This is a genomic window from Phytohabitans sp. LZ39, from assembly GCF_059359075.1.
Genome location: NZ_JCADBM010000001.1, coordinates 625,570 through 643,265, shown reverse-complemented (window position 1 = coordinate 643,265; position 17,696 = coordinate 625,570). Strand labels below are relative to the sequence as shown.

General features: G+C 71.8%; 13 protein-coding genes. 7 read left to right on the top strand and 6 right to left on the bottom strand.

The window, feature by feature from the left end; translation table 11 throughout:
- Window positions 1-35: 35 nt before the first annotated feature.
- The 5 genes from AC5L36_RS02975 to AC5L36_RS02955 all read left to right on the top strand — a co-directional run bounded on the left by AC5L36_RS02975 (window position 36) and on the right by AC5L36_RS02955 (window position 5,191).
- Window positions 36-1,334: an ABC transporter substrate-binding protein gene (locus AC5L36_RS02975; protein ID WP_441220110.1), complete on the top strand. Its 1,299-nt coding sequence runs from the start codon at window positions 36-38 to the stop codon at window positions 1,332-1,334.
- A 28-nt stretch (window positions 1,335-1,362) separates the two neighbouring features.
- Complete coding sequence (locus AC5L36_RS02970; RefSeq protein WP_441220109.1) at window positions 1,363-2,346, top strand: carbohydrate ABC transporter permease; 984 nt, start codon at window positions 1,363-1,365, stop codon at window positions 2,344-2,346.
- Window positions 2,346-3,227, top strand: coding sequence for a carbohydrate ABC transporter permease (locus tag AC5L36_RS02965; RefSeq protein WP_441220108.1), 882 nt, complete (start codon window positions 2,346-2,348; stop codon window positions 3,225-3,227). The genes AC5L36_RS02970 and AC5L36_RS02965 overlap by 1 nt, the downstream gene beginning before the upstream one ends.
- Window positions 3,224-3,826 carry a hypothetical protein gene (locus tag AC5L36_RS02960; protein ID WP_441220107.1) on the top strand — a complete coding sequence of 201 codons (603 nt, stop codon included), beginning with the start codon at window positions 3,224-3,226 and terminating at the stop codon, window positions 3,824-3,826. The genes AC5L36_RS02965 and AC5L36_RS02960 overlap by 4 nt, the downstream gene beginning before the upstream one ends.
- 78 nt (window positions 3,827-3,904) lie before the next feature.
- A complete protein-coding gene (locus AC5L36_RS02955; protein ID WP_441220222.1) occupies window positions 3,905-5,191 on the top strand; it encodes an ABC transporter substrate-binding protein in 1,287 nt (428 codons plus the stop codon).
- A 234-nt stretch (window positions 5,192-5,425) separates the two neighbouring features.
- Here AC5L36_RS02955 and AC5L36_RS02950 read toward each other — a convergent pair whose 3' ends face one another.
- The 3 genes from AC5L36_RS02950 to cysS all read right to left on the bottom strand — a co-directional run bounded on the left by AC5L36_RS02950 (window position 5,426) and on the right by cysS (window position 10,674).
- A complete protein-coding gene (locus tag AC5L36_RS02950) occupies window positions 5,426-8,056 on the bottom strand; it encodes an Hsp70 family protein (protein WP_441220106.1) in 2,631 nt (876 codons plus the stop codon).
- 94 nt (window positions 8,057-8,150) lie between these two features.
- Complete coding sequence (rlmB, locus tag AC5L36_RS02945; RefSeq protein WP_441220105.1) at window positions 8,151-9,272, bottom strand: 23S rRNA (guanosine(2251)-2'-O)-methyltransferase RlmB; 1,122 nt, start codon at window positions 9,270-9,272, stop codon at window positions 8,151-8,153.
- The gene (gene cysS / locus AC5L36_RS02940; protein ID WP_441220104.1) at window positions 9,262-10,674 is read right to left on the bottom strand and encodes a cysteine--tRNA ligase; all 1,413 of its coding nucleotides are present in this window, start codon (window positions 10,672-10,674) and stop codon (window positions 9,262-9,264) included. Before cysS ends, rlmB begins: the two co-directional genes overlap by 11 nt.
- A gap of 48 nt (window positions 10,675-10,722) precedes the next feature.
- On the opposite strand from cysS, the gene AC5L36_RS02935 reads away from it, so the two are divergent.
- The gene (locus AC5L36_RS02935; RefSeq protein ID WP_441220103.1) at window positions 10,723-11,373 is read left to right on the top strand and encodes an IclR family transcriptional regulator; all 651 of its coding nucleotides are present in this window, start codon (window positions 10,723-10,725) and stop codon (window positions 11,371-11,373) included.
- A gap of 123 nt (window positions 11,374-11,496) precedes the next feature.
- Window positions 11,497-12,417, top strand: coding sequence for a hypothetical protein (locus AC5L36_RS02930; protein ID WP_441220102.1), 921 nt, complete (start codon window positions 11,497-11,499; stop codon window positions 12,415-12,417).
- Here AC5L36_RS02930 and AC5L36_RS02925 read toward each other — a convergent pair.
- Genes AC5L36_RS02925 through AC5L36_RS02915 form a run of 3 tightly spaced genes read right to left on the bottom strand, consistent with a single transcriptional unit; the run spans window position 12,371 to window position 17,566 of the window.
- A complete protein-coding gene (locus AC5L36_RS02925) occupies window positions 12,371-13,102 on the bottom strand; it encodes an HAD family hydrolase (RefSeq protein ID WP_441220101.1) in 732 nt (243 codons plus the stop codon). The genes AC5L36_RS02930 and AC5L36_RS02925 overlap by 47 nt on opposite strands.
- 5 nt (window positions 13,103-13,107) lie before the next feature.
- A complete protein-coding gene (locus tag AC5L36_RS02920) occupies window positions 13,108-14,499 on the bottom strand; it encodes a class II fumarate hydratase (RefSeq protein WP_441220100.1) in 1,392 nt (463 codons plus the stop codon).
- A 49-nt stretch (window positions 14,500-14,548) separates the two neighbouring features.
- On the bottom strand, window positions 14,549-17,566 hold the full coding sequence (locus AC5L36_RS02915) for an AfsR/SARP family transcriptional regulator (RefSeq protein ID WP_441220099.1): 3,018 nt from the start codon (window positions 17,564-17,566) through the stop codon (window positions 14,549-14,551).
- Between the last annotated feature and the right edge of the window lie 130 nt (window positions 17,567-17,696).

Genomic DNA, 17,696 nt, shown 5'->3' with positions numbered 1-17,696 from the left:
CAGGCGCCGCCGTGCGCGGCCGCGGCTCCTATTCGATGCTGAAAGTCCCCCGAAGCCTGCTTCGCGGGCTCGCCGCGGCAGCCATTGCCGTCCCGTTGGTCCTCGGCGCCGCTGGATGCGGCGACGACGAGGGCGGCGACGGCGGTTCCGGCGCCAACGACAAGGTCCAACTCTCCGTCTTCTACTGGGGCAGCGAGGCTCGCGCCAAGCTGACCGAGGAGGCGCTCAACGCCTACAAGGCCAAGCACCCGAACGTCGAGTTCCAGGTGACCTGGCAGGCCAACCAGGGCTACGCCGACAAGCTGGCCACGCTCGCCGCCGGTGGCGACGTGCCCGACCTGTTCGCCCTCGACGACAACATGCTCGCCGACTTCGCCACCCGCAACGTGACCGCGGACCTGACGGAGTACAAGGGCGGCAAGATCGACGTGTCCAAGTTCCCGCCGAGCCTCGTGGACTACGGCACGGTCGACGGCAAGCTGGTCGGCATCGCGGCCGGTGAAAACACGCAGGGCCTGGTCTACAACAAGACCCTGCTGACCAAAAACGGCCTGCCCGAGCCGACCACCGGCCAGACCTGGGAGCAGCACATCGACTGGGCCGCACAGGTCGCCGCGAAGACCAAGGTCCCCGGCACGCAGGACCCGAGCGCCGACTACAAGGCGTTCTGGGTATGGCTGCGCCAGCAGGGCAAGGACCTCTACAGCGGCAAGCAGCTCGGCTTCACCGAAGCCGACCTGGCCGGTTGGTTCACGCTGTGGAAGGGCGCCCGCGACAAGAAGGCCACCCCGACACCCGACGTGATCCACGAGGGCAACGTCACCGACATCAGCAAGCAGCTCGTCGTCACCGGCAAGGCGGCCACCTCCTGGGTGTGGGCCAACCAGATGCCGGAGCTGAAGAAGAACACCAAGGACGAGCTCGGCGTCGTGGCCTACCCGGGTGACCCGAGCGGCCAGTGGGCCCGCGCCTCCATGTACTGGAGCGTGGCGCGCAGCAGCGAGAAGAAGGACACCGCCATCGACGTGATCAACTTCCTGGTCAACGACTCGGCGGCCGTCAACATCCTCGGCACCGACCGCGGCCTTCCGTCCAACATGGACCTGCGGACCGCGTTCGCCAGCACCGTGACCGACGCCAACATGAAGCTGTCGATCCAGGTGGAGAACGACCTCGCCGCCAAGTTCGGCAAGGCCCCGCAGGTGCCGCCGAAGGGTCACAGCACCTTCCGCTCCGAGCTGGTGAAGGCCGCGGAGAACGTCCAGTTCGGACGCGCGACGCCGGAGAAGGCCGCCGCCGACCTGATCGCCGTCGTCCAGCCCAAGCTCGGTTAGCCGGCAAGGTACGGAGAGGAGTTCGCTCGTGGCGTTGACCACGGCGGAACAGCCGTCGGTGCGCGCGAGCCGAGTCCCCGGGATCCCCGCCAAGCGGCGGGGGTCCCGGCGTGGCCGGCGTAGCGAGGCAGTGGCGGGTTACGTCTTCCTATCGCCGTGGCTGCTCGGCCTGATGGCCGTCACCGCGGTGCCGATGCTTCTGTCGCTCTACATCAGCTTCACCAACTACGACATCCTCAGCCCGCTGAGCGAGGCCGAGTGGGTGGGGCTGGACAACTACAAGCGGATGTTCACCAACGACCCGTCGTACTGGCGGTCGGTGACGGTGACCATCTCGTTCGCGCTGATCGCCGTGCCGCTCAAGCTCGCGGTCGCGCTCGGCGTGGCGCTACTGCTCAACCGGGCCTGGCGCGGTGTCGGCCTCTTCCGGGGCCTGTTCTACCTGCCCTCCCTGATCGGCGGCAGCGTCGCGCTGGCCATCGTGTGGGTGAACATGTTCAACCGCGAGGGCGCGTTCAACGGCTTCCTCGGCCTCTTCGGCATCGAGGGCAAGCCCTGGGTCAACGACCCGTCCTGGGCGCTGGAAACCCTGATGGTGCTGGCCATCTGGCAGTTCGGCGCGCCGATGGTGATCTTCCTGGCCGGCCTGAAGCAGGTGCCGACCGAGCTGTACGAGGCGGCCTCGGTCGACGGCGCCGGGCGGTTCCGCCAGTTTCGCAGCGTCACGCTGCCGATGCTCTCCCCGGTCATCTTCTTCAACCTGGTGCTGGAGACCATCAACGGCTTCCAGGGATTTACCGCCGCCTTCGTGTTGAGCAACGGCACGGGCGGTCCGGTCGACTCCACCCTCATGTACACGCTCAACCTCTACCTCAAAGGCTTCAAGGACTTCGAGATGGGCTACGCCTCCGCGTTGGCGTGGGTGTTCCTGTTGGCGATCGGCATCATCACCGCCATCTTCTTCACGACCGGGCGGTTCTGGGTGCACTACTCGGATGGAGAGGACCGCTGATGGGCGCGCACACGGTCGCGGTTTCCCGCCGCCCCTCCGGCCTCGCGCGCGGCGCCGTCCGCATGCTGGTCCTCATCGCGATCCTCGCCGTCGTGCTGTATCCCCTCGCCTGGATGGTCGGTACGTCACTCAAGTCGCAGCCCGAGATCGCGAGCAACACGGGCCTGCTGCCGAAGGAGCTCACGCCCGGCAACTACACCGACGGGTGGAACCACTTCGACGTGAGCTTCGCGCGGTTCTTCCTCAACAGCACGCTTGTGGCGCTGCTGACGGTGGTCGGAAACGCCGCGTCCTGCCTTGTCGCCGCGTACGCCTTCGCGCGGCTCCGGTTTCCGCTGCGCGGCTTCTGGTTCGCCATCATGATCGGCACACTGCTGCTGCCACAGCACGTGCTCACCGTGCCGCAGTACATCCTCTTCAAGCAGTTCGACCTGATCGGCGGCGACTGGCCGTGGACCTACCTGCCGCTGCTCGTGCCCCAGTACCTCGCGACCGAGGCGTTCTTCGTCTTCCTGATGGTGCAGTTCATGCGCGGTATCCCGCGGGAGCTGGACGAGGCCGCGAAGATCGACGGGGCGAGCCCGTTCGGCATCTTCCGGTACGTGATGCTGCCGCTCAGCCGCCCGGCGCTGGTGACCACCGCGATCTTCTCGTTCATCTGGACCTGGAACGAGTTCTTCCGGCAGCTTGTCTACATCTCCAACCTGGAGGACTACACGCTGCCGGTGGCGATGACGCTCTTCATCGACTCGAGCGGGCAGAGCTCGATCGGGCCGATGTTCGCGATGTCGGTGCTGTCGCTGCTGCCGGTGTTCCTGTTCTTCGTCGCCTTCCAGAAGATGCTCGTCGAGGGCATCAACACGAGCGGACTCAAGGGATGACCACTGAAGATGTTCCCCGGTGGGTGCACGGCGGGTGGCGCGACACCGTCCGCAACGCCAGTGACCTGGCCCTGCTGGGCATCCTCGTCACGATTGGCTCGCTCGGCGTCGTGACGGCAGGCGCAGCGGTGGCGGCCGCCAGCGCCGCCGTGCACGACTGGTCCGCGGACGAGCGGTGGCCGGGGGTGCGGGTCACCGTCGGTCGCTTCGTCCGCGGCCTGCTGCCGGGCATCCTGCCTACGCTCGTGGCGACCGTCGGCGGGGCGCTGCTGGTACTCAACCTGGCCGCGATCACCCGTGGCGTCGTGCCCGGCGGGGTCGCCCTCGCGATACCCACGCTGCTCATCCTGGTCGCGGCCGCGGGCCTGGCCGGCCTGACGGTGGTCGAGGTGGGCAGGTCCGGCGGTGCAGGGTGGCGCGCCGCCGCCGCGGCGGCGCTCGCCCGCGGGCAGCGCCGGCCGGTCGCGGTGCTGGCGTGCGCCGGCGTGGTCGCGTTGGTCGGTGCGCTGGGCCTGATGATCATCCCGGTACTCGTACCGGTGCTCGCCGGTTACGCCGTCTTCGCCATGCACGCGGTCGCCCGGCGCCTGCCCGGGTGATCGCCCGCTGGCTGCCGTGATCGTCCGTACGGCCCTCCCACCAGGAGGAAACGCGCTCTAAGGTCGATATCCGTGCGGATGACTATCGGGATGCGCGCGATCGGGTGCCTGGCCGCGGCGGCGTTGCTCGCCACGACCGGGTGCGGTGGTGACTCGGACGACACCCCGATCCAAGACCAGAAGATCGAGATCAACGTCTTCTGGTGGGGCGGCGAAAAGCGGGCCGAGATGACCGAGCAGGCGCTCACGCTCTACACCAAGCGCCACCCCAACGTCACGTTCAAGACGCACTGGCAGGGCAACCAGGGGTACTACGACAACCTGGCCACCCAGGCCGCCGGGCCGGACGGGCCCGACCTGTTCCAGATCGACGACAACTACCTGACCGAGTACGCCGAGCGAAACGTCACGCTCGACCTCACGCCGTACGTGACGAGCGGGGCGCTCAACCTCGACAAGCTCCCCGACAGCCTCGCCAAGTACGGGCAGGTCGGCGGCCGCACGGTCGGTGTGGCGGGTGCCGAAAACACGCCCGCGATGGTCTACAACCGCAGCCTGGTGCGCCGCCTCAACCTGCCCGAGCCCACGGTCGGCATGACCTACGAGCAGCTGTTCACCTGGGCCACCCAGATCACCCAGGCCACCGACGGCCGGGTGGCGGGCACGATGGACCCGTCGGCCGACTACAAGGCGCTGTGGCTGTGGCTGCGTGCGCAGGGCAAGGAGCTGTACGCGGGCAAGCAGATGGGCTTCACCGCCAGCGACCTCACCAACTGGTTCCAGATGTGGAAGACCGCGCGCGACACCGGCGCCGCGCCCGCCACCGCGGTGATCCAGGAGGCCAACGGCGGCGACGTGACCAAGCAGCTTGTCGCGACCGGCCGCGCGGCGACGAGCTTCATGTGGTCCAACCAGCTGCCCGAGCTCCAGGGCAAGACGAAAGACGAGCTGGCCCTCGTGTCGTACCCGGGTGATCCGAAGGGGCAGTGGGCGCGCGCGTCGATGTACTGGTCCGCGTTCCGTGGAACGCGCCACCCCGAGGTGGTGGTCGACGTGATGAACTTCCTGGTCAACGACCCCGCGGCCGGCAAGATCCTGGGCACTGAGCGAGGGCTCAGCCCCAACACCGAGGTGCGGAAGGTGGTCGGCGAAGCACTGACCGACCCCACCGCCCGCGCCACGATCGAGTTCGAAAACGCGATCACCCCCCGCTTCGGCGCCGCGCCCGCACCGCCACCGAAGGGCCACGCGAAGATCCGTTCACTGCTGACCGCGGCCGCGGAGAGCGTGCAACTCGGCCAGAAGACACCCAAGCAGGCGGCCGAGCAGTTCCTCGGCCAGGCCAACGGCACACTCGCCACCTAGCCCAGCCCAGCCCCCAACCCCCTTGCGATGTCCCAAGAGGGCAGCCCTCTTGGGGGCCGAGCGTCGGCGCGCGGTGGCGCGGCGGCGCAGGTGGTGGGCTTGGACGGCGGGCCTGGCAGTGGGGGTCGGGGTTTCGGCGAGCCCTGGCGAGCCGCCGACCTCCACGGTCTCCGGCGGGAGCAGCGGCCCGCAGCTGACGCCGACCCGGGACATGAATCTGGGGGTGGGGGTTCGCTAGTCGCGGGCGAAGCGGGCGATCAGGAAGTCGGTGCTGCCGGCGCAGACGACGTGCGTAGCGTTCCAGGAGCAGCTGTCGGTCTTCACGTCCTTCAGCTGGCCCATCTCGATCACATCCGTGGAGCCGGCGTGCAGTCCGGCGACGCTGTAGTTGTCCGCGCTGCTGGAGATCTCGTCGAAGAGGAGCATGTTGGCGGCGTCGATCCGGCCGACGGCGCCCTCCCGCTTGAGGATCTCGTTGCCGTCCGGGTCGAAGACGCGGACCAGGTTTTCGCTGCTCGTGGCCCGCGCGACGACCTCCTGGTCGAAGTGGACGAGCACATCGGCGCCGGGTGCGGGCTTGCGCCAGAGCTCACCGCCCTTCTCCAGGTCGATCGCCACCAGAGAGGTCGACTCGCTGTCGGAGCCGACCGAGTCGAGCAGGCAGGCCCTCGCCTCGCCGCACATCGCGAGGACGTCGAGCTGGTGGCGGTCGTCCGGTGCGGTGTAGAGGTTGACCGGCTCGCCCATCGTGTCGAGGTCGTACGCGGACAGGCGGTATCCGTCCTCGGCCACGGCGACCAGCAGCCGCCCGTTGTAGGCCACGACGTCGTCGCCCGGGTCGGCCACGTTGGTGCGCTTCTTCAGCTCCCTGCCGTCGGTCGCGTCGAAGACGGTGGCCGAGCGGTCCGCGCCGATCTGCACGAACCGCTGGTCGTCGGTCACCGGCGCGAACGGGCGGCCGCTGGTGCTCGCCGGGCCGGTGACGTCCGCGACCGTCTGCACCGGGTAGATCGCAGTGCCGGTGAGCCCCTTCGACTTGCCCGGGTTCTGCTTCTCCCAGCGGACGTCTCCGGTCTGGAGGTCGAGCCCGAGTAGGCGCCGCTCGGCCGCCTCGGAGAGCACCAGCACGTCCTTGAACATGTACACCCGGTCGTCGCCGCGGATGAGCCGGTGCCACATCTGCTCGCCGTTGGCGGGATCGTGCACCACCATGTCTCGGGTGGCGGTGCTGGGGATGCTGCTGCTCTGGAACGCGATGACGGCGTTGGGGAGGGCGGTGATCCCATCCCACCGGTCGGTGACGCTCTGCGTCTTGGCCTTCCACAGCACCTTCGCCGTTGCCAGCTCGACGGCGATGATGGTCAGCGGCTCGTCGGTCTGCTCGTAGGCCAGGTATCCCCGATCGCCCACCACATCGGTGTAGACGTAGTACGGCTGGCTGTCGGCGGACGGGATGCGGCCCACCTCGGCCACGGTCTGGAATTTGACCTCGTCGTTGCCGAGCAGCACCAGCGCCGCGGCGGTGACCACGCCGGCGAGGGCGACCGCGGCGGCGGCGATCCACAGGACCGGGCGCTTGTAGAGCGGGCGTCCCGGTGCCGGCGGCGCCGCCGGCGAGACAGACATTCCGGGTACCGCCGAGATGGGCGCCCCAGGCGGTGACACCGGCACGGACGACACCGGCAGGCCGGGTCCACTGGTCGGCGTCGGCGCGGCCTCCGTTGCGGCGGTGGCCGCGGCCGCTGCCGGCACGCTCGCGACGGCCCGGGCCCGGGGCGCAGCGATCTCGGCGAGGGCGCCCTCCGCAACCGGCAGCTCGGGCTGCTCCAGCACGGTCGGCGCGATGCCCAGCTCGGCGTGCAGCATGCGGGCCACGAGCGGCACCCGCGACGAGCCGCCGACCAGGAAGAGGCCGGCGAGCTGGTTCGGGGTGAGGCCGCAGCCGCCGATCACCGATGCGGCCTCGTAGACGCCACGGCGCAGCAGCGGGGTGACGAGCCGCTCCAGCTCCTCGCGAGTCAGGTGGAGGGCCTGGTCGAGACCCGGCACCGGCACGGGCGCGGCGGCGGTGCGGGAAAGCATCTCCTTCGCGCCGCGAACGTCGTCCCAGAACTGCCGCCGGCTGCGCCACTGTGCGGCGTTGGCGGGATGGGTCAGCGCCTGCCACGCCTGCGGATGGGCGGCGCCCAGCACGCGGCCGAGGTGGTCGACCAACGCCGCGTCGAGGTCGAGCCCGCCCAGCTCGGCGACGCCGCCCGAGCCGATCACCGCGAACCCGCTGCCCTCGTTGCGGACGACCGCGATGTCGAGCGTGCCGCCGCCGAAGTCGAAGACCGCGAGCGAGGCGCCAACGGGCACCGGCCGGCGCAGCACCTCGGCGAAGTAACGCGCGGCGGCGACCGGCTCGGGCAGCAGCTTGGTGCCCTGGTCGCCGACCGGCGGCCAGCCGGCGCGGGTAATGGCCGCGCCGAGCACGTCGCGCCGGCGCGAGCCCCAGGCGGCCGGGTGGGTCACGACGGCCGGCGGGAGGAAGCCAACCGCCTCCACGGCGGTGCGGGCGACGGCGCTGAGCACGGCCGCGAGCAGGTCGGCGGTGGGCACCTCGCGCCCGCCGAGCAGCACGCTCGGCTCGTCGACCCGGCGCTTGGGGTTGGGCTCGAACCGCGACGGGTCGCCCTGGGCCAGCCGCTGGGCGTCGCGGCCCACGTGCAGGCCGGCGTCGTCGAGGAAGACGGCCGACGGCATGATCGGCTGGCCGTCGAAGAGCAGGGGGCGGGTGCGGCCGTCGGGCCAGCGCAAGACGGCCACGGTGTTGGACGTGCCAACGTCGACGCCGAGCGCGTAACCGCCCTCCGGGCCTGCCATCTCTGCCGCTCCTCACAGGGGGTGAGGGGATCCCCGGCCAAGCATGTTACGGGGGTCGCGCAGCCCCTCCCGCGCCTGCTGCCGGCGGCCCGCCTCAGCCCGAGGCGCGGCGGCGGGTGATCTCGGCGAGGGTGACCGCGGCCGCGACACTCGCGTTGAGCGACTCGACCGCGGAGGCCATCGGGATGCTCACCCGCAGGTCACAGGTCTCGCCGACGAGCCGGGACAGGCCACGCCCCTCGGAGCCGACCACGACCACCAACGGGTCGACGGCCGCCTCCAGGTCGTAGACGTCGGTCTCGCCGTCGGCGTCGAGGCCGATCACGACGAACCCAGCCCGCTGGCAGGACTTGATCGCGCGGGTCAGGTTGGTCACCTGGGACACGGGCAGGCGCGCGGCGGCGCCCGCGCTGGTGCGCCAGGCCGTCGCCGTCATGCTCGCGGCCCGGCGCTCGGTCATGAAGACGCCCTGCGCGCCGAACGCGGCGGCCGAGCGGATGACCGCGCCGAGGTTACGCGGGTCGGTGACCCCGTCGAGGGCGACCAGCAGCGGCGCCGCGGCCTCGGCGGACGCGGCGAGCAGGTCTTCGAAGGGCTCGTACGAGTACGGCGGGACCTGGAGCCCCACGCCCTGGTGCAGCACCCCGCCGGTCATCCGGTCGAGCTCGGCGCGGCTGACCTCCAGGATCGGGATGCCACGGTCGGCGGCCGTGCGGATCAGCTCGTTGACCCGGTCGTCGATGTCGATCCCCGACGCCACGTGCAGCGCGGTGGCCGGCACGTGCGCGCGCAGCGCCTCGACCACGGGGTTACGCCCGACGAGCAGCTCGGGTGTGCCCTTGGCCGGTGTGGACTTGCGGCCCGGCGCGACCTTGGGCCCACCGCGGCGGCCCGATGCGCCCCCGCCACCGCCACCACGCTTGGTCGGCTTGACGCCCTGGGTGCCCCGCCCCCACGTGGTGTCCTTGGTGCCCGGGACGCCCGCCTTGGGGGCGCGCCCCTCCTCGGCGGCCGCGCGGCGCTCCTTGGCCTGCTTCCACGCGGTGCGCTGGGGCACCTGCTCGGTGCCCGAATACGCCTTGTGCCATGGCCGCTCGTCGGCGGGGAGCGTGCGCCCCTTGCCGCTGAGGCCGGCGCGGTTTTTGCCGCCGGAGCCGCCTGCCGCGCCCTTCTTCGACGAGACCCGCCGGCCCCGCCGCTGTGAGTTACCGGCCATCGTCGACCGTCCAGCGCGGCCCGGCGGGCGTGTCTTCGACGATGATCCCGGCCTGCTTGAGCTGGTCGCGCACCGCGTCGGCGGCGGTCCAGTCCTTGCGGGCGCGGGCCTGGGCGCGCTGGTCGAGCGCGAGCGCGACAAGCGAGTCGACCACCTCCCGGAGGTGATCGCCGCCGCCGGCGCCCCACGCGGCGTCGAGCGGGTCGATGCCGAGCAGGTCGAGCATCGCCCGCACGCGCGCCAGCGCGTCACGGATCGCCGCCTCGTCGTTGGCGTCGAGCGCGGCGTTGCCGTGGTGGACCACCTCGCGCAGGCTGGCCAGCGCCGCGGAGGTATTGAGGTCGTCGTCCATCGCCGCCACGAACCCGGCTGGCAGCTCGCCGGCCGGCACCGGGCCGACCCGCTCGACGGCCCGCTGGACGAAGCCCTCGATCCGCCGGAGCGCGACCGCCTTCTCCCGCAGGCTCTCGTCGGTGTAGTCGATCCGCGAGCGGTAGTGCGACTCGAGCAGGTAGTAGCGCAGCTCGATCGGGCGGATGCCCATCGCGGCCACGTGGTCGAGGTCGATGACGTTGCCCAGCGACTTGCTCATCTTGGCCTCGCCGAGGTTGAGCAGCGCGTGGTGCACCCAGTAGCGGGCGAACGGCAGTCCGGCCGCGCGCGACTGGGCGATCTCGTTTTCGTGGTGCGGGAACGTCAGGTCGAGCCCGCCGCCGTGGATGTCGAACTCGGGGCCGAGGTAGCGCCAGCACATCGCGGAGCACTCGATGTGCCAGCCGGGACGGCCGCGGCCCCACGGCGAGGGCCAGGTGGCGTCGGCCGGCTCGCCGGCCTTCTCGCCCTTCCACAGCGCGAAGTCGTTGGGGCTGCGCTTGGCCCGCGCCGGGCCGTCGTCGGGGGCCTGCATCGCGTCCGGCTGCTGGCCGGACAGTGCGCCGTACCGCGGGTACGAGCGCACGTCGAAGTAGACGTCTCCGGAGCCGTCTCCCGCCACGTACGCATGGCCGTCGGCGATCAGCTTTTGGATCAGCTCGAGCATGTCGGGGATGTGCCCGGTGGCCCGCGGCTCATACGTCGGCGGCAGCACGTTGAGCGAGCGGTACGCCGCCGCGAGCACGACCTCGTTCGCGTACGCGATGGACCAGAAGGGCCGACCGTACTCGATCGACTTGGCCAGCACCTTGTCGTCGATGTCGGTGATATTGCGGATGAAGGTCACCTCGTAGCCGGCGCGCAGCAGCCACCGGCGCAACACGTCATAGTTGACCCCGGAGCGAAGGTGGCCGATGTGCGGCTCGGACTGCACGGTGAGGCCACACAGGTAGATCCCCACCCGGCCGGCCTCACGCGGGACGAAGTCCCGCACCGATCTGGTGGCGGTGTCATACAGGCGTAGCGTCACCGTACAAGGGTACCGGCCCGCCGACTCCCGTACTCGTAGGCTCACCTCGTGAGCGAAGAGACCGCCCGTGGCCCGGAGACGGCGCAGACCCTCGACCGGGGGCTGCGGCTGCTCTTCCTCGTCGCCGACGCGCCCGGCGGGATGACGGTCACCGAGGCGGCGACCCGGCTCGGCGTGGGCCGCGCGGTCGTGTACCGGCTGGTCGGCGCGCTCGTCGAGCACGGCATGGTGCGCCGCGACGGGCGCGGGCGGCTGCGGCTCGGCGCGGGGCTGTTGCACCTGGCCAACCGGGCCCAGCCACTGCTGGCCGACGCCGCGCGGCCACCCCTGCGACGGCTGGCCGAAGCGGTGGGGGCGACCGCGCACCTGACGATCGCGGAAGGCGGCGAGGCGGTCGCGCTGGCCGTCGTGGAGCCGAGCTGGACCGCGTTCCACGTGGCGTACCGGGCCGGGTCGCGGCACCCGCTCGACCGCGGCGCGGCCGGACGGGCGATCCTCGCCGGGCGGCAGGGTGACGCGAGCGTGGTCGCGACGGCCGGCGAGCTCCAGCCGGGCGCGCACGGCGTGGCGGCCCCGGTGCTCGGCCTGGAAGGGCTGGAGGCGAGCGTGGGGGTGGTCGCATTGAGCCCGCTCGACCCGGAAGTGGTCGGCCCGCAGGTGGTCAGTGCTGCGGCCGCGGTGGCGCAGGCGCTGGGCTGAGGCCGCGCATCGTACCGACTTCCTCCTGGCCCGTGGAGTTATCCACAGGCCACAGTGGATCAACGGGCCGCCGTTGTCCACAGGGGGTACTGATCACGTGTACGGGCCGCGAGCCTAGGGCGCATGGCTCGCACATCCCATCGACCGTCACCACTGGAGTGGCAGGTGTTTCGGGGCAGTGACGCGGTCCGGCGCGATCTCGTCTCCTCCAACCAGTTGCGGAGCACCGCCTGGGTGCGGGTGCGCCACGACGTCTACGCCGACTCGAGGATCCGGCTCGACCACACCCTCGCCTGCCGCGCGACGGCGCTCCGGCTGCCGGTGACCGCGGTGTTCGCCGGTCCCTCCGCCGCGTTCCTGCATGGGGTAAAGCACGCCGCCGGTTACAACGACGACGTCCACGTCATCCTTCCGCCCGAGGTGCGGCTCCGGTCCCACCAGGGGCTGCGCATCCACGCCACCGAGATCGAGTCCGACGAGATGGAGTGGCGCGACGGCCTGCGCCGCACCGTCGCCACCCGCACGGTGTGGGATGTGGCCTGCTGGGCCGAGCTGACCCACGCGGTGTCGATCGTCGACCGGCTGCTCCGGCGCGACCAGGTCGGCCCGGCGGATCTGGCCGGCCTTGTCGAGCGCCACGGCACCCACCTCAGCCGCAGCCGGGCGCTGCGCGTCTTCGAGCTGGCCGATCCGCGCGCCCGGTCGGCCGCCGAGTCCAGCCTGCGCATCCGGCTCGTCACCGCGGGCATCCCGCGTCCCACCGCCCGCCACCCGGTCAAGCTGGCAAACGGGCGGGTGCTCCATCCCGAGCTGGCGTGGCCCGAGTTTCGGGTGGCCGTCGAGCTCGACCACCAAAGCCCCGGCGAGCGCTCCCCCTGCCTCGACGACATCGACCCCGAGCTGATGCGGCGCTACAGCCGCGGCCAGCTCACCGCCTCCGGCTGGACCGTGTTGCCGGTGACGCTCCACCAGATGCGCCTCGGCTTCACCGACTTCGTCACCTCGGTGCGCCGCGCCCTTCTCGATCGCGGCTGGCAGCCGTGACACCGGCGGCAAGGTCGGCGAGCGTCCGGGGCAGGTCGGCGAGCGACCGCACCTCGCCGTCGGGCGCCGGCCCGGTCGGGCGGGCCGCGCCGCCGCGGTTGAGCCACACCGTCCGCAGGCCGGCCTCCCGCGCCGCCAGCACATCGTGTGCCCACGAGTCGCCGACGTGCACGACCGCCGCGGGCACGCAGCCCGCCGCCTCGACCACCGCGGCGAAAAACTCGGGCGCCGGCTTCTTGGGCAGGCCACCCTCATGGGCGTAGACCTCGAAGGCGAATTCGCCGGCCAGTCCGCATCGCTCCGCGCGGCTGTTGCCGTTCGTGGCAAAGCCGACCGTGTAGTCGAGGCGCAGCGCGGCCAGCGCCGGCAGCACATCGGCGAAGGGGCGGCTCAGTGCGAAGCGCCGGGCGAAGAAGATCTCGGCCATGCGGTCCAGCTCCGCTTCCAGGCCGACGCGGGCGAGCGACCTGGCGAGCGCCGCGCGCCGGATCTCGGGGGTGGGCGCCGCGGCCATGGTGGCGAAGACCGCCGGCCAGTCCTCGGCCAGGTCGGCCAGCGTCAGCGCCTCAGCCGCCGGGGTCAGCCGCCGCATCTCGTCCAGCACGGCGCCGAGGGCCCCGGTCACGGCGGGCGAGAGGTCGACCAGCGTCTCGTCCGCGTCGAAGACGACCGCGGTGATCGGCACCACTGTCACGGTCGGGTCATCCGGAGCACGTCGAGCGCCTCTTCCAGCTGCTCTTCGGTGATCCTCCCGGCCTCCACGTGGCCCCGATCGCGTACGACGGCGCGGATCGACTGCCCGGATGCGAGCGCCTGCTTCGCGATCGAGGCGGCCTCCTCGTACCCCAGAAAGCGGTTGAGCGGGGTGACGATCGACGGCGACGACTCGGCGTATTCGCGGGCGATCTCGACGTTGGCCACCAGCCCGGTGACGCAGCGGTCGGCGAGGAGGCGGCACGCGGCGGCCAGCAGCCGGATCGACTCCAGCAGGTTGCGGGCCATCACCGGGAGCATGACGTTGAGTTCGAAGTCGCCCTGTGACCCGGCGAAGGCGACCGTGGCGTCGTTGCCGATGACCTGGGCGCACACCTGGCGCACCGACTCGCAGACCACCGGGTTCACCTTGCCCGGCATGATCGACGAGCCGGGCTGGAGGTCGGGGATCTGTAGCTCGCGCAGGCCGGCGCGAGGGCCGGAGCCCATCCACCGGATGTCGTTCGCGATCTTGTATAGACCCGCGGCGATCGTCCGCAGCTGGCCAGACGTCTCCACGAGCGCGTCCCGCGCACCCTGCGCCTCGAAGTGGTTGCGGGCCTCGGCGAGCGGGAGGCCGGTCATCTCCCGCAGCTTCGCGATGACCTCGGGGGCAAAGCCGGGCGGCGTGTTGACCCCGGTGCCGACCGCGGTGCCGCCGAGGGGCAGCTCCGCCAGTCGGGGCAGGCTCGACTCCAGCCGCTCGATGCCGTATTGCACCTGCGCGGCATACCCGGAAAATTCCTGCCCGAGCGTGATCGGCGTGGCGTCCATCAGGTGGGTGCGGCCGGCCTTCACCACGCTGGCAAACTCGTCGACCTTCGCCTCCAGGGCAAAGCCGAGATGCCGCAGCGCGGGCAGCAGGTGGTGCATGACCGCGTCGGTCGCCGCCAGGTGGATCGACGAGGGAAAGACGTCGTTGCTCGACTGCGAGGCGTTGACCTCGTCGTTCGGGTGCACCGGCCGGTCGAGCTCGCGGCTGGCGAGCGTGGCGAGCACCTCGTTGGCGTTCATGTTGGAGGAGGTGCCGGAGCCGGTCTGGAAGACGTCCACCGGAAACTGGTCGTCGTACCCGCCCTCGGCCACGTGTGCGGCGGCGGTGGCGATGGCCTCGCCGACCTCGGGTGGCAGCACGCCCAGACGCACGTTCACCTGCGCGGCGGCGCCCTTGATCTGGGCGAGTGCCTTGATGTGCGCCGATTCGAGCCCACGGCCGGAGACCGGAAAGTTTTCCACGGCCCGCTGGGTCTGGGCCCGCCAGAGGGCGTCGGCCGGCACCTGGACCTCGCCCATCGTGTCTCGTTCTACGCGCCAAGCCTGCTCAGTCACACACCCATCCTTGCCCAATGATCGTGAAACTGCCTCCTCGTCCGGTGACTCAGCCGCGGGCCGCCGCGGTCTGCTCCGCGTCCAGCTCCGCGATGTGGCGGGCGACGGCCGCGACCTCCGGGATGCCCATTTCGCGGCGGATGGTCAGGCAGCGCTCCCAGTAGCGCCGCGCCAGCGGTGGGTCGGCTCGGCGCAGGCCGACGGCCAGGCCGTCGAGGGCCCGCGCCTCCTCGTACCGGTGCTTGATCCGCCGGGCGATGGCCAGCGCCTGCGTGTGCTGCTCGCCCGCCTCGGTGGGCCGGCCGCCGGCGGCGAGTGTGATCCCCAGGTCGTTACGGACCAGCGCCTCACCCCGCCGGTCGCCGATCTCCCGCATGATGGCGAGCGCGTCGCGGTGATAGCGCTCCGCCGTGGTCCGGTCGCCGCAGAGCCGATACGCCACGCCGAGGTCGTTGAGCACCTCGCCCTCGCCATACCGGTTGCCCGTGCGCCGCTTGAGCTGCACGGCCGAGCGCAGGAGGCGGATCGCCACCGGCAGCTGGCCGAGCCGCAGCCGCACCTGGGCGATGTGGCCGAGCGCGACGCCCACCTGAAAGTCGAGCGCGTGCTCGGCGGCGAGCAGCAGGTGCCGGCGGTGCAGGTCGAGCGCCTCGTCATACCGCCCGAGCAGCATGTACGACATGCCCAGGTCGGCCAGCGCGGAGGAGATGCCCTGCTCGTTGGCCAGCCGGCGCCAGGTGGCCAGCGCCTGGAGCGAGCACTCCACACCCTCCGAGAGGCGGCCGAGCTGGATCATCACCACGCCCAGGTTGCCCCGGCAGATGGCCGCGTCGCGCTCGTGTCCCAGGCGCTCGCGCAGCTTGAGCGCGGCCTCCACATGCTCGATCGCGTCGAGATATTCGCCCGCGCGAAAGTACACCGACGCGAGGTAGTTGTGCATCGTCGCCACCGCCGAGTCGTCGCCCGAGCGCTGTGCCGCGGCCAGGCCGTCGAGCTGGGTGGCGAGGAGGTCGTCGCTGTAGCAGCGGATAAAGAGAAACCGCCACATCGCGCGGGCCAGCTTCCACGCGTATTCATGGTGGCCGGTCTCGGCCGCGCACCGCACGAAGGCGGGCAGGTTGAGCCGCTGCTCCTCCAGCCAGGCCGAGCCGTCGTCGCCAAACGCCACCACGAGGTCGGGGCGCATCGGCCGGCGGAGGCTGAGCGAGCCGTGCAGCAGCCCGCGCTCCAGCTCGGCGGTGGCACCCGCCACGGTGTGCAGCGCCCAGTCGAGCACCCGGCCGACGGCGGCCTGGCGGGCGGCTTCCGGCTCGGTGGCGGTGACAAGCTCCCGGGCGTATTCGCGCATGAGGTCGTGCAGCCGAAACCGCCCGGCACCGGGCTCTTCCACAAGGTGGCGGTCGACCAGCTCGTCGAGCTGATCCTGCGCCTCGGCGAGCGGGAGGTCGGCGATCGCGGCCGCGCCGAGCGCGTCAAACCACGCGCCCGGATAGAGCCCGAGCAGCCGAAACATGCGCTGCGCCGGCTCGGGCAGCTGCCGATACGACAGTGCGAAGGCGCTCGCGACCGTGCGGTCCTCGGCCGCCAGCTCGGGCAGCACCGGGCGCTCCCGGCGCAGCCGCGCGGCCAGGTCGGCCACCCGCCAGCTGCGGCGGTGGGCCAGCCGGGCGCCGGCGAGGCGGATGGCGAGCGGCAGGTAGCCACAGCGGCGCACGACCTCGACGGCCGCCGCCGGCTCGGCGCCGATCCGCTCGGGTCCGGCCACCCGGGCGAGCAGCTCGACGGCCTCCGGCTCGGCGAGCACCGGCAGCGGCTCGGGGTGCACACCGTCGAGCCCGACGAGCCGCCGGCGGCTCGTCACCAGCGCCAGGCAGCCGGGTGCGGCGGGCAGCAGCGGGCCGACCTGGGCGGTGCTCGCCGCGTTGTCGAGCACCACGAGCACCCGCCGGGCGGCCAGCTCGGTGCGCCACAGCGCCACCCGCTCGTCCGGCGAGGGCGGGATCCGCTCGCTCGGCACGCCCAGCTGCCGCAGCAGGGTGACGAGCGCGGCCGTCGGCTCCAGTGGCCGCCGCTCGCTGTGCCCGTGCAGGTCGACAAAGAGCTGCGCGTCCGGATAGCGGCTGGAGAGCAGCGTCGCCACGTGCACGGCCAGCGTCGTCTTGCCGCTGCCCGCCATCCCGTCGATGAGCTGGATCACCGGGCCGCTCGGGTCGGCCTGCTCGACCGCCTCGACGAGGCGGGCCACCACCTCGTTGCGTCCGGTGAAGTCGGCGGCGGTGCGGGGTAGGCAGCGGGCGGGCGGATGCGGGCGGCGCTCGTCGGCCGGCGCACCCACGTCGCCGACCAGGATCCGCTGGTGCATGTCGCGCAGCGCCGGGCCGGGCTCGATGCCCAGCTCTTCGGCGAGCACCGCGCGCGCCTCCCGATAGACGGCCAGCGCGTCCGCCTGCCGCCCGGCCCGATAGAGGGCGAGCATGAGCTGCGCCCGTAGCCGCTCCCGGAGGGGATACCGCTCGACCAGGTCGGTCAGCTCGCCGAGCAGCTCGCGCTCGCGGCCCAGCCGCAGCTCGACCTCGACACACTCCTCGATCGCGACGGCGTGCTGCTCGTCGAGGGCCGCTGCACCGCGCTGCACGGCCCGGCTCGTGACGCCCGAGAGCGCCGGCCCGCGCCACAGCTTCAGCGCGGCGCGAAACGACTCCCGTGCCTCCTCCGGCCGGTCGCCGTCGGCGGCGGCCCGCGCCCGCGCGGTCAGCCGGTTGAAGACGGCCGCGTCAAGGTCGTCGAGGTCGACTCGCGCGGAGTAGCCGGCCGGATCGGTGACGATCACCTCGTCGCCGACCGTCGCGGCGAGCGACCGGCGCAGGCGGGAGATGCAGGTCTGGAGCTGACCGCGGGCAGTGTTGGGCGGGGTGCCGTCCCACATCGCGTCGACGAGGCGGTCGACCGGCACCACCCGGCCCGCATTGAGCAGGAGCATGGCGAGGACCACCCGGTCCCGCCCGGCGGTGACCGTGGCGTCCTCGGTGCCGCCCACCCGCAGCGGCCCCAGGATCCCGAACCGCATTTCCGCTCCCGGTAGATCGGCCTTCATGAAATCTATCGCTGTTTCACACCAGTGAAAGCGCCGTCCCACGCCCGGGACCCACCGCTGGCTGCGCTCTTCGAGAGTCAGATGGCAGCGGATCGAGAGCCTG